Annotated in this window: 12 protein-coding genes; all 12 read right to left on the bottom strand. The window is 38.7% G+C overall.

The genetic code is table 11. The annotated features are described in order from the left end of the window. Positions 1-280: 280 nt before the first annotated feature. Positions 281-892, bottom strand: a complete 612-nt coding sequence (locus ACNHOZ_RS13600; protein ID WP_048020106.1) for a flavin reductase family protein — start codon at positions 890-892, stop codon at positions 281-283. A 176-nt stretch (positions 893-1,068) separates the two neighbouring features. Further along, on the bottom strand, positions 1,069-2,337 hold the full coding sequence (locus tag ACNHOZ_RS13595) for a 3D domain-containing protein (protein WP_034269680.1): 1,269 nt from the start codon (positions 2,335-2,337) through the stop codon (positions 1,069-1,071). 439 nt (positions 2,338-2,776) lie between these two features. Then, entirely contained in the window at positions 2,777-3,697 is a 921-nt protein-coding gene (gene rbsB / locus ACNHOZ_RS13590) for a ribose ABC transporter substrate-binding protein RbsB (RefSeq protein WP_014461376.1), read from the bottom strand. 11 nt (positions 3,698-3,708) lie between these two features. Beyond that, positions 3,709-4,668 (bottom strand): ribose ABC transporter permease RbsC, encoded by a 960-nt coding sequence (gene rbsC / locus ACNHOZ_RS13585; RefSeq protein WP_033578167.1) that lies wholly within the window; start codon positions 4,666-4,668, stop codon positions 3,709-3,711. A 1-nt stretch (position 4,669) separates the two neighbouring features. Beyond that, complete coding sequence (locus tag ACNHOZ_RS13580) at positions 4,670-6,151, bottom strand: sugar ABC transporter ATP-binding protein (protein ID WP_028412185.1); 1,482 nt, start codon at positions 6,149-6,151, stop codon at positions 4,670-4,672. Positions 6,152-6,165: 14 nt separating this feature from the next. Beyond that, positions 6,166-6,555 carry a D-ribose pyranase gene (gene rbsD, locus ACNHOZ_RS13575; protein WP_048020105.1) on the bottom strand — a complete coding sequence of 130 codons (390 nt, stop codon included), beginning with the start codon at positions 6,553-6,555 and terminating at the stop codon, positions 6,166-6,168. Continuing rightward, positions 6,556-7,434, bottom strand: a complete 879-nt coding sequence (gene rbsK / locus ACNHOZ_RS13570) for a ribokinase (protein WP_028412184.1) — start codon at positions 7,432-7,434, stop codon at positions 6,556-6,558. Continuing rightward, positions 7,427-8,416 carry a LacI family DNA-binding transcriptional regulator gene (locus ACNHOZ_RS13565; protein ID WP_028412183.1) on the bottom strand — a complete coding sequence of 330 codons (990 nt, stop codon included), beginning with the start codon at positions 8,414-8,416 and terminating at the stop codon, positions 7,427-7,429. The genes rbsK and ACNHOZ_RS13565 overlap by 8 nt, the downstream gene beginning before the upstream one ends. Before the next feature lie 118 nt (positions 8,417-8,534). After that, complete coding sequence (locus ACNHOZ_RS13560; RefSeq protein WP_028412182.1) at positions 8,535-8,960, bottom strand: MarR family winged helix-turn-helix transcriptional regulator; 426 nt, start codon at positions 8,958-8,960, stop codon at positions 8,535-8,537. Positions 8,961-9,122: 162 nt separating this feature from the next. Continuing rightward, complete coding sequence (locus ACNHOZ_RS13555) at positions 9,123-9,545, bottom strand: hypothetical protein (RefSeq protein ID WP_034269671.1); 423 nt, start codon at positions 9,543-9,545, stop codon at positions 9,123-9,125. Positions 9,546-9,553: 8 nt separating this feature from the next. Then, a complete protein-coding gene (locus ACNHOZ_RS13550; RefSeq protein ID WP_014461382.1) occupies positions 9,554-10,084 on the bottom strand; it encodes an NAD(P)H-dependent oxidoreductase in 531 nt (176 codons plus the stop codon). A gap of 18 nt (positions 10,085-10,102) precedes the next feature. After that, positions 10,103-11,728 carry a DHA2 family efflux MFS transporter permease subunit gene (locus ACNHOZ_RS13545; protein ID WP_048020104.1) on the bottom strand — a complete coding sequence of 542 codons (1,626 nt, stop codon included), beginning with the start codon at positions 11,726-11,728 and terminating at the stop codon, positions 10,103-10,105. Positions 11,729-11,757: the final 29 nt, after the last annotated feature.

The raw sequence follows: 11,757 nt of genomic DNA, 5'->3' as shown, positions 1-11,757 counted from the left end.
AGAGAATTATTGAAAAATAATTCTGTATATTGAAAGCGTATACAATTTACTTAATCTAAATTATATGAATGAATACCCTTTTCCTCAATGGTAAATATAAAAGGCAAAAACCTTACATTTTTGCCTTTTTGTAAATTGATTTTGTTATTATGGTTTCTATTAACTTTTTCGTTCATAAAAAAAAGCGAATGTACTGTTATTGTTGAAACAGAACACAATCGCTTATTTAAAAAAATCCAATGTATACTATTTTTTTGCTACATAAGTAACACTTTCTTGCTTATTTAGGACGTTCTAAGGAAAATAATTGCCCCAATTTACTATAGTTAGAACCCGCAAGCCGGCTGACTGGCTTCGCACGTTCTGCAGAAACGCGATCGTTTTCTATCACTTTTTCACTAATATGAAACATCACAACTTCACCGATAAACAAATCTGAGCTGTATGCCTCATCCGTTCCTAATGGAACAATTTGGTGAAGCTTACATTCCATTCGAATGCTGGCTTCTTGAATTCCGGGAACCTGCACTTTTTTGCTCGGTGCTAGTGTTAACCCTGTTTCCTCGACTTCACTCACGGAAGAAGGGTAAGAAGATGCCGCTTGATTCACCTGTTCCACTAAGTTTTCGTCTACAAGATGAACTACAAATTCTTTAGATGCACTAATATTTTTGGCCGTATCTTTCGTCATTTGACCTTCACTTCTCGAAATCGAAACGGCAATCAGCGGAGGCTCTGCCGCAACTACATTAAAAAAACTAAACGGAGCGGCATTCACTACACCGTCATCATTTTGACTTGTAATAAACGCAATTGGCCGGGGAATGACAACACCTGTTAGCAAATGATAATTATCTTTTGCACTTTGTACCGCTGGATCAACTACCTTCATTTTACCCACTCCTTTTCTTCCATTTACTTTATTGTATGGTAACGAAAAGAGCATAGATTAGCTAGCAACTTGCTCACCAAACATGCAAAGAAGAGGCTGAGACATAGCTCCATCCATCTCATCTGAAAACCAACAAAATGAAAAAATCCGAACGATAAATCGTTCGGATCTTCTCTTTAGTTTAGCACCGTTACTTTCACTGTACGACGTCCAAATGCTTTTGCAGCTGACTCAGAAGGTACTAATACGTCAATTCGATATCCTTTAATCGCACCGCCCGTATCACCTGCTGTTGCCACTCCGTATCCTTCTACATATACTTTTGAACCTAATGGAATAACGGATGGATCTACCGCAATAATTTTATGAGTGCCTGAACTTACATTTTGTCCAGTGGCTGTTACGCCGCTGCAGCCTGCACAATTAGCTGTATAAGCTGTTGCTTCTACATACATTTCTTTTCCAGAATGCTTTTGTGTGCTTTCTTCTTTTTTCGTTTCTTTTGCTTCTGAAGAAACGGCTGCTTTCTTCTCTGTAGCCGCAGCTGTTTTTACTTCTTGTTTCGGCTCTGTTTTTACTTCTTTTTTAGCTGTTGCTAATTCAGCTTGACGCTTTGCTTCTGCATCAGCCTCAGCCTTTTCAGCCGCCTGCTGTTTTGCCACTTGCTCAGCTTGCTTTTGAGCTGCTTCTTTTTCTTTTGCAATCTTATCTTGAATGCCTGTTAGTTCAGACTGAAGATTTGCTTTTTCTGAAGAAGCTGCATCAATTTCATTTACGACCGTACTGTATTTTTCTTGCATAGTTGTTAACGTTGCTGTTTGTTTCGCAACGTTTTTATCTAATTCAGCTTGTTTAGCCGCTAGGCTACTTTTTGCTGCTTCTAATACTTTTTCTTGCTTATCAATTTCTTTTTTATCTTTTTCAATTTGATCTAAGTCATTTTGATGCTGCTTTAAAATATCATTATCTGCTGACAATAAAGTTGTGACCGCACCCATACGTGCAACAAAATCTCCAAAGTTATCAGCATTCATTAATGTATCAATAACAACGCTTGTTTTATCGTCCTGCTGTAAAGCAACTAATCGATTTTCAATAATATCTTTACGACTTAACACTTTTTCCTGAAGCAAAACGATCTCTTTTTTCTTTTTCTCAATCATTTTGTTCGCTTCTGAAATCTGCTTTTCAGTCGATGCTAACTCTTTTTTGTTGCTAGAGATTACTGTATGTAATGAATTTAATTGTGACTGTATGTTTTGAACATCTGAATTGATAGACTGTTTCTCTTTCTCTTTTTGTTGAACAGCCTTTTCTGTTTCTTTAATTTTATTTTCAGTAGTCTGGAGCGCTTCTTCATTCGATTGGGCGTGAGTCTCTGTAATGCCGGTCATGAAGAAAATTCCTGTGACTGCTGCAAGAGTCATACGCTTAAAAATTTTCATAAAGTAATAGTCCCCTTTCCTCATAGACATAGTTATACCATAAAAAACTAGCTGTTTATGTTACAATACAGTTAAAAGTTTCCCATAATCTGTATAACCAAGAATCTCTTTCTGGGAATTTACCACCAAAATCCCTTGATAGAGAGGTTTACTGTTTATTAAAAAAGATATATTTTTGTCACAAAGGGGGCAAAATTACTCTTTAAAAATCAAAATAAACGCTTATTATTACAGCTATATTACAAATTTTTCACAGAAAATTATGTGTTTTACCGCCTTTTTTCTGTGTTTTTTACTTTTTATTACATAAATTCCACCTACATAATTCCTACACTATTTATAAAGTTGTGACTTTTTCACTTCTTTTTTACACTTTATATATATAAAAAGACGCCCATAAATCAAATGAGCGTCTTTTTTCTTCACACGTATAAAGCCATTATTTTTCAGAGGTTACTAGTTTTAAAGGCACTGGAATTTGCTTATCTACTTTTTTGCCTTGAAGAACATTTTTAGCAGACTTTACGGCAAGTTTACCAATTAAAACAGGCTGCTGGGCTACAGTTGCTCCTAGTTTTCCTTCTTTTACTGCTTTAATTGCATCGTCGTTTCCATCAAACCCTACTACTAATACATCTTTTCCTGAGCTGTTAATCGCTTGAATAGCTCCTAATGCCATTTCATCATTGTGAGCAAATACGGCTTTGATACCAGGGTTTCCTTGAAGAACGTTCTCCATAACGTTTAAGCCTTTTGTACGGTCAAAATCAGCTGACTGTTTAGCCGTAATATCTAGCTTTTGATCTGCAACGTTGTGGAACCCTTTTCCTCGTTCACGAGTTGCTGAAGCTCCGGGCACGCCTTCAAGTTCTGCTACCTGAGCTTTTTCACCTACTTTTTTTACAATGTAATCAGCAGCCATTTGACCACCTTTTACATTATCTGAAGCTACCAGTGTTTCCACTTTTCCTTTTTCTGCTGAACGATCTAGCGTAATAACTGGAATCCCTACATTATTAGCCGATTGTACAGCTGTTGAAATAGCGGCTGAATCCGTTGGGTTAATAAGCAGAATGTTAACACCTTGCTGCATTAAATCTTCTACATCGTTAATTTGTTTTGCTGAATCATTTTGAGCATCTACTACAACTACTTCCATGCCCAGTTTTTTTGCTTCTTTTTGTACTCCTTCTTTTAGGGAAACAAAGAACGGATTGTTTAATGTAGAAACAGATAAACCAATTTTAATATCTTTTAAATTTTTACTTTCAGATGGTTTCGCCCACTCAGGAGGCTGAAGTGAACAAGCCCCTAACAGTAATAATGAAAATGATAATAGCACGAGCCAAATTTTCTTCATGTTTTTCCCTCCTAAGCTGACTTTTTGCGATCAATTAATACCGCAATTAAAATAACAATTCCTTTTACGACCATTTGGTAAAACGACGAAACGCCGAGTAAGTTCAAACCGTTGTTTAATGTTCCGATAATCAGCGCACCAATTAACGTTCCAACAATGCGTCCACGTCCTCCAGAAAGGCTTGTGCCACCCAGTACTACTGCGGCGATAGCATCTAACTCGTAAGACGTACCTGCCGTTGGCTGAGCAGAATTCAAGCGAGAAGTCAAAATCGCTCCTGATAGCGCTGCCAATAATCCTGCTAGTGAGTAAATCATAACCTTAACTTTCGGAACTTTGATTCCTGAAATAAATGCTGCTTTTTCATTTCCACCGATTGCATATGTTCTACGGCCAAACGGTGTTTTATGCAAAATCACCCATAGGACAGCAAACGCTAATACCATCGTAATCGCTGGAACAGGAATACCTAGGAAATAGCCTCGGCCAAATAACTGGAAGTAATAGTTTTCGCCTAAGCCCGTAATCGGATTTCCATCTGTATAAACAAGCGTTAATCCTCTAAAAATTGTCATCGTCGCTAGCGTCGCAATAAACGGCGCCATTTTTCCTTTTGTAATAAGTAAGCCGTTAACCATACCCATTACAGCTCCTAACACACATCCTATTAAAATAGCTAAAATAGGATCTACACCTGACACAATCATACCTGCCATTAACGCACTTGATAGAGCAAGTATAGAGCCCACGGATAAATCAATTCCCCCTGTTAAAATAACAAATGTCATACCGAATGCAATTAAGGCATTAATGGCTACTTGACGCAGCAAGTTTAAAATATTTAAAGGTTCTAAAAAGCTTGGATTTAAAATCGATACAATGACAATAAGAATAAATAAACCTAGTAACGGACCTAGCTTTTGCATCACGTTATCAACGCGATTTTCTTTTATCGCTGTGTTTGCTTTCATTTTACTGACCTCCTGTTGCAAATGTCATAATTTTTTCTTGAGTTGCTTCTTCACTTGTCAGTTCACCTGTTATCTTTCCTTCATGCACAACCAAAATGCGATCACTCATGCCGAGTACTTCCGGAAGCTCTGAAGACACCATGATAATAGCCACGCCTCTGTCTGTCAGTTCATTCATAAGCTGATAAATTTCACGCTTCGCCCCGACGTCAACTCCTCGAGTTGGTTCATCTAAAATTAGCACTTTTGGTCCAATGCCAATCCACTTGGCAATAACTACTTTTTGCTGATTTCCTCCCGATAAATTAGCCGCACTCGTCTCAGACGACTCGGTTTTGATCGTTAAACGTTTAATAAGCAAATCTACAAATTGCTGCTCGCTTTTTTGTTCAATAAAGCCTTTTGGCGAAAAGCTGAATAGACTTGGAAGTGCAATATTTTCTCGAATAGAAAAATCCAGAACGAGCCCTTCTGTTTTACGATCTTCTGTAATGAACCCGAGACCTAATTTAATGGCTTGGTCTGGCTTTGTGATACTGACCCGTTTGCCATTTAAGATAATTTCGCCTTTTTCTAACGGATCAAGCCCGAAGATAGCGCGCATAATTTCGGTTCTGCCAGCTCCCATTAGCCCCGCAACGCCGACAATTTCTCCTGATCGCACTGAAAAATGAACGTCTTGAAATACACCTTTTCTCTCCAAGCCTTTTGCTTCAAATACAACGTCTCCCTTAGGAGATGTCCTAGCAGGAAATCGATCCGTTAGCTCTCTTCCTACCATTTTGCGAACAACATCATCGAAGCTGGTTTCTGGAATCGGCTTTTTGTCTACCGTCTGTCCGTCACGCATGACCGTAATGGAATCACAAATAGCGAAAATCTCTTCCATACGATGTGAAATATAGACAATCGATACACCTTGTTTTCGCAGCGCATTAATTACGTCAAATAACTTTTGAATTTCTCTTTCAGTAAGCGCTGCGGTCGGCTCATCCATGATAATCACTTTTGCATTCGTCATCAGCGCTTTGGCTATCTCAATCATTTGCTGCTGTCCGACAGAACAAAGTCCTGCTTCTTGATCAAGAGGAATGGTGACAGCTAATTTTTCAAACTGCTTCTTTGCTAACGCTTTCATTTCTTTTGTTTTTAAAAAACCTAAAGGTGTTTTTAATTCTTTGCCGATAAATAAGTTTTCAAGCACCGTCATTTCAGGCCAAACGTTCAGCTCTTGATGAATAAAGGTAATTCCGTTTTGTTCTGCTTCTTTTGGGTTTTGAAAATACGTCTCTTTGCCATCAATCAGAATTTGTCCTTCATCTTTTTTATGAAGTCCGGTTAAAATATTCATCAGCGTAGATTTCCCCGCTCCATTTTCCCCCATTAGTGCGTGAACTTCACCTTCATGTAATTCAAAATCCACGCCTCTTAGTACACGGTTTGCTCCAAAGGCTTTATGAATCCCTCTCATTGCAATATGCATGCTGTTCACCTCTTTTAAAAAATAACTCCCGCTTGTAAAATACAGTTTGCATAAGGAGTTGCTTCTCCTGTACGAATCACAACTTTCGCTTTACTTGTCAACATTTTCAATTGTTCATGCGATACTTCTTCTACTAAGATGTTTTGCTTTTCCATCAACTCGTAAGCCTTTTGGTTTCTTTCTTTCATTTCAGAAGCAATCACTATTTTTTCTGTAGCCATATCTTCTAACACAGCTACTACTACATCTTCAAAGCTAGGCACTCCTAGCTTTAAAGATAAATCAATTTTAGGCACGTCACGCGGAACAGGTAACCCTGCATCTGCAATGACAATAGTGTCTGTATGACCTAGATCTGTTAGTGTTTTCGTAATATGACTGTTAATCATTCCGTGACGTTTCATTTACAGACTCTCCTCCACTTCTTTGCGAGTCGGCATACCGCCTTGTGCACCAAATTTAGTGACGGATAGCGAAGCTGCGCGATTAGCAAACTGAATTCCTTTTTCAAAACCCATTCCTTCGGCAAGTGCCACAGCAAGCGCTGCGTTAAACGTATCTCCTGCTCCTGTTGTATCAATCGTTTCTACTTGATAAGAAGGAACCAATACTTCTTTCTCGCCGTTAAAATAGCGTACACCTTGTTTTCCTTCTGTAATAAACAATTTATTTGGATACTGTTTTAATACTTCTTCTTTTTCTTTTCCTTCAAATAAAAGCGCTGCTTCATGTTCATTTGGAGTGATGTAAGAAACTTGTTCAATCACTTCTGCTTTTAATGGTCTTGCAGGCGCTGGATTTAATAAAAGCGGTACTTTAAGTTCCTGACAAAGCTGAGCAACATATTCAACCGTTTCTTCTGGAATTTCTTGCTGAATAAGTACGATATCAGCTTCTTTAATTTTTTCTTTGGCTTTTTCTACGTAGTCTGGAGTAATATAATCGTTTGCTCCTTTAACAACTACAATGCTGTTGTCTCCTTCAGCGAGTATAATGTGAGCTGTTCCGCTATCTGAATCTGTAACCGGTTTCACATTTTCCACAGATACACCGTTTGATTTGAAATTCTCCAGGATTGCTTTTCCGTAATGATCTTCGCCCACACATCCAATCATACTCACATCCGCTCCAAGCCGGGCTGCTGCAACAGCTTGGTTCGCTCCTTTTCCTCCCGGAACGGTTTTAAATGATTCTCCTAACACTGTTTCTCCAGCTCCAGGACGAATATTTGATGTTACTACTAAATCCATTGATGAACTTCCAATCACAGTTACTTTAGCCATGTTCCTCAACCTTTCGTGTCGTATTTCGTTCAATAAACGTAACGGGTAGTTGTACTTGCTTTTGAATTAAAGGTTCTTTCTTAATGCATTTCATTAACAGACCTGCTGCTTGCTTGCCCATTTCATAAGCAGGCTGACGAATTGTAGACAGGGCTGGAAACGAAAAGCGGCTTTGCGGAATATCATCAAAACCAATCACTTGAAGATCATCAGGCACGCTTTTCTCTAATCGAAACGCCTCATGTAAAACAGCTGTGGCTACAATGTCATTACTTGCGATAATCCCGTCTGTTTCAGGGTACTTTTGAAAGATTTCCTTTGCCCATTTCTGCGCATCGTCAAATGCTAGAGAATTTGTATTTAATACGTAAAAGTCTGCATCAGACTGACTCAAGACAGAAAGAGAGCCTTGAAAACGTTCCTGAGCAGGCTTTACATTTACTGGACCTTTGATAAGAGTAATTCTTTTACTTCCTCTTTTGATTATTTCTTCTGCAGCGATTTTCCCGCCTTCAAAACCATCAGCATAAACGGATGGATACTGATCAGAACTTCTATCTAAAAACACGACGGGAAATGTAAGACCTTCATATAGTTTCTGAGCTAAACTTGTTGTTGCCGTAATCATTCCTACTACATGATTTTGCGTAAACGTTTGGAGATATGTTAATTCTTTCTCTAACTGCTCATCACTATTGCCAAGAATTAAACGAAATCCATGGCTATGTACTTCATCTTCTATTCCTCGTGCGAGCTGAGGGAAAAAAGGGTTTGTGATGTCTGGAAGCAATAGACCAATCAAACGTGATTCACGTGTATAAAGCGAACGGGCTACTTCGTTAGGGCTGTAGTTTAATCTTTGAATTGTATTCATTACTCGCACACGCGTGTCTTCTTTTACATACCCTGTACTGTTTAAAACACGCGAAACGGTCGCAACGGACACGCCTGCTTCTTTTGCTACATCACGAATTGTTACCACTTTATTTCCCTCCCTCCATATATGTAACCGTTTACACAAATGATATCATGGAAAAGTGAAGTTGACAATCTTTTTATCAAAAAAAAAATCACTCCATTAAGAAGTGATGTTTCTTTCATTAGATATTAGCGTCTAGTTTCTTAAATAATTTCAAAAATTGCTCTTGATCTTTCGGCTCATAGCAAGAAAAGAAATGAGCAATCATCTTTTGCACAATTTCATTTGCTTCTTCAATCACTTGTTCACCTTTAGCAGTTAACTCAATGTTTACCTTACGGCGATCCTCTTTAGAGTGATAGCGTGAAACTAACTCTAAGTCTATTAAACGAGTAATAACAGGAGTGATCGCACTAGGCTTTACACGCATCTCCTCTGCCAGCTTGGTTACTCCAATATGACTGCATTTACCGATAATTAATAAGATATGATATTGAAAAGGCGTAATCCCTTGTGAAAGTAACCTTTCTTTTATCTCTGTCATTACCTTTTTGTTAAGGGATATCGAAATTCTCTGGACCTCTTCAATAAATGTGAGCTGTTCCATGTTTTGACGTCCCCTTTCTTATAATCAGGGAGTCGATGTTAACATGTCAGCCCCCTGCTGCACTCCAAGCGAAACCTAACCTGGGGAGAGCGGCTGGTTTCGCGGAATGCTTATAACCTATTTTCTATCTGTTTTATTCCGTACTATTATAATAGAAGAAACTCATTCATTATCGTTTTTCTTAAACGATCTTAAAGCCTTACGAAAAGCGTCATCATTCATAACGTCACGTTCTTCTTTTGTAAAAACCGTGTCGTCTTTTTCGCCTTCTCTAAACTTTTGCAGCACTTGACGATACATATCATCGTTCATGACATCTTTTTCTTTCTTATGTCTAGATGTTCTTGTTTCCGTCTTCGCCTGCGGTTCTTTTGGCTCTTCTTTTAGTGTTTCTTTTGGTGCTGCAGGTTTTTTTTCTGCCACTTTTTTCTCTTCTACTTTTGGCTCTTTAGGAGCATTTGAAGCAGCCGCTTCTTTTTTAGGTGGAACTGTACGCTGGCGCTTAGAAGATGATGCTTTAGCATTCATTGTAATAATTAGGACAACCAGAATCACAGCTACAACGATCAGTAAAATACCTAACATACCGTCACCTACTGTCCTTGTGTCATTCGTTTAGTCACTTGAACAACACGTTCTCCTAACGCTTTACCTAGCGCTTGGTCGTTCTCTGTTAATAATTCGTCACCTTCGATTGGACAAGTAATTCCCACACCGTAATAAGTACCGTACAGCGCATTTTCTGGAATGTTACCTGGTAAGCCAGCGATAACCATTCCTTGGTGAAGCATTGGTGTAATTAAATTTAAAAGCGTTGCTTCTAAGCCACCGTGCGTTGTAGCTGTTGTACAGAACACCGCACCTACTTTATCAATTAATTTACCTTCTGCCCATAAATAACCTAATTTATCAATCCACGTTTTTAACCCTGAACTGATTGTTCCAAAATGCCCTGGGCAGCCCCAAATAATAGCATCCATTTCAGGCAGTTCACGTACATCTGCTTCTTCGACATGCTTTACATATACAGTTGCTTCTCCAGACAGCTCAGCGCCAGAAGCAATCGCTTTTGCTAATGCCTCTGTATGTCCGCCTTCACTATCATATACGATACAAATTTTCATCCTTTATCCCTCCGTTGCTTATGAGTTCATATCTTTTGGTGCCGGTAACATACGAATATCGTCTGTTGTTTCTTTTTCTGTCTCTTCTACTTCTACCACTGGATCTTTACGAACATCACGTAGGAAGAAACTTAAAATCAATCCAATAATGGCAATGATAACTGTCCAGTAAAACGCGTCGTTAATTCCTTGTACAGTTGCTTGCGCTTGAACTTTTCCAGCTAATGTTGTTAAAGCTTGTTTTTGCGCTTCTGTTTGAGAAAGGTGAAGCGTTTGAGCAATCTTTTGCACAAATACCTGGAAGTTATTCATAAAGAATGGATCAGATGTAGTCATTGAACTGCTCATTTCATTCACATGATATGTTGTGCGATTTGTAAAGATTGTAGTCATTAAACTGATACCGATTGAACCACTCACCTGACGAAGCGTGTTCGACATAGATGTACCGTGGCTGCTTAATTTTGCCGGCAGCTGATTTAAACCAGCTGTCATAATCGGCATCATTAATAATGACATACCGAATGCACGAATCATATAAATAATAACAATATGACTAAACGGTGTTTCAAGCGTTAATTTTGTAAATTCAAATGTTGTCACAACCGTAATCAACATCCCGACAATCCCTAGTGGACGCGGTCCTAATTTATCAAACAGCGTACCAGAAATCGGTGACATGACTAGCATAACAAGTGCACCAGGCAAGATTAATAAGCCTGAGTCAAACGCTGAATAGCCACGGATGTTTTGCAAATAAATCGGTAATAAGAACATACCAGCATACATGCTGATTGTAATGGCAATACTGATGATATTAGATAATGAGAAAATATTGTATTTAAATACTCTCACATCAAGTAATGGACTTTTAAGTCGAAGCTGCTGTACAACAAAGATGATTAATAAGACAATACCGCCGATCATCGTTGATAATACAACTGAATCCGTCCAGCCATCGTTTCCAGCTTCACTGAAGCCGTATAGAAGTAAAGCCATACCTGCAAGAGATGTAAACACAGAAATTAGATCTACTTTTACATTTTGAGGCGGTTTAATATCTTTTAATTTAAAAGCTGCAATAATAAGTACGAGTGCACCTAGTGGCACCATTCCCGTAAATAAAATGTGCCAGTCATAGTTTTGAATAACCCATCCTGAAAGCGTCGGTCCAATTGCCGGAGCGAACATCATGGCTAAACCAAAGATACCCATTCCTTTTCCGCGCATATGAGGAGGGAAAATAAATACGATAATGGTCATAACTAGAGGTGCTAGCACTCCGCCCCCGACTGCTTGAACCAGACGTCCAATTAGCATAATTGAGAAAGTCGGCGCGATTCCGCAGACAAGCGCTCCAATTGTAAAGCAGGCCATCGCAAATAAGAATAAGCGACGAACGCCAAAACGTTCAATTAAATAGGCTGATAATGGAATAAGTGCACCATTTACAAGCATATATCCTGTAAGCAACCACTGTGCGGTATTAGCCGTAACGCCAAACTCTGTAATCAGATGCGGAATCGCAACATTTAGCAGCGTTTGGTTTAAAATTGCTAAGAACAATCCAAGCATAAGTACGACTAGTAGCGGGATATGCTTTTTAACTGAGTTTTCCTCTGGTTGTATCGTGTTTGCTGACATCAGTTCCTTCCTCCTTTCTTCTCTTCTTA

It is taken from the genome of Priestia sp. D51 (genome assembly GCF_053345675.1).
The sequence above is the reverse complement of the archived record's forward strand: the minus strand, read 5'-3'. Positions and strand labels throughout refer to the sequence as shown.

Coding starts and splice junctions, on each gene's coding strand:
- ACNHOZ_RS13595 (WP_034269680.1), bottom strand. CDS start 2,337: ATGAAAATTTTTAAGCGTATGACTCTTGCAGCAGTCACAGGAATTTTC.
- rbsD (WP_048020105.1), bottom strand. CDS start 6,555: ATGAAACGTCACGGAATGATTAACAGTCATATTACGAAAACACTAACA.
- ACNHOZ_RS13555 (WP_034269671.1), bottom strand. CDS start 9,545: ATGTTAGGTATTTTACTGATCGTTGTAGCTGTGATTCTGGTTGTCCTA.
- ACNHOZ_RS13580 (WP_028412185.1), bottom strand. CDS start 6,151: ATGCATATTGCAATGAGAGGGATTCATAAAGCCTTTGGAGCAAACCGT.
- ACNHOZ_RS13600 (WP_048020106.1), bottom strand. CDS start 892: ATGAAGGTAGTTGATCCAGCGGTACAAAGTGCAAAAGATAATTATCAT.
- rbsB (WP_014461376.1), bottom strand. CDS start 3,697: ATGAAGAAAATTTGGCTCGTGCTATTATCATTTTCATTATTACTGTTA.
- ACNHOZ_RS13550 (WP_014461382.1), bottom strand. CDS start 10,084: ATGAAAATTTGTATCGTATATGATAGTGAAGGCGGACATACAGAGGCA.
- ACNHOZ_RS13545 (WP_048020104.1), bottom strand. CDS start 11,728: ATGTCAGCAAACACGATACAACCAGAGGAAAACTCAGTTAAAAAGCAT.
- rbsC (WP_033578167.1), bottom strand. CDS start 4,668: ATGAAAGCAAACACAGCGATAAAAGAAAATCGCGTTGATAACGTGATG.
- rbsK (WP_028412184.1), bottom strand. CDS start 7,434: ATGGCTAAAGTAACTGTGATTGGAAGTTCATCAATGGATTTAGTAGTA.
- ACNHOZ_RS13560 (WP_028412182.1), bottom strand. CDS start 8,960: ATGGAACAGCTCACATTTATTGAAGAGGTCCAGAGAATTTCGATATCC.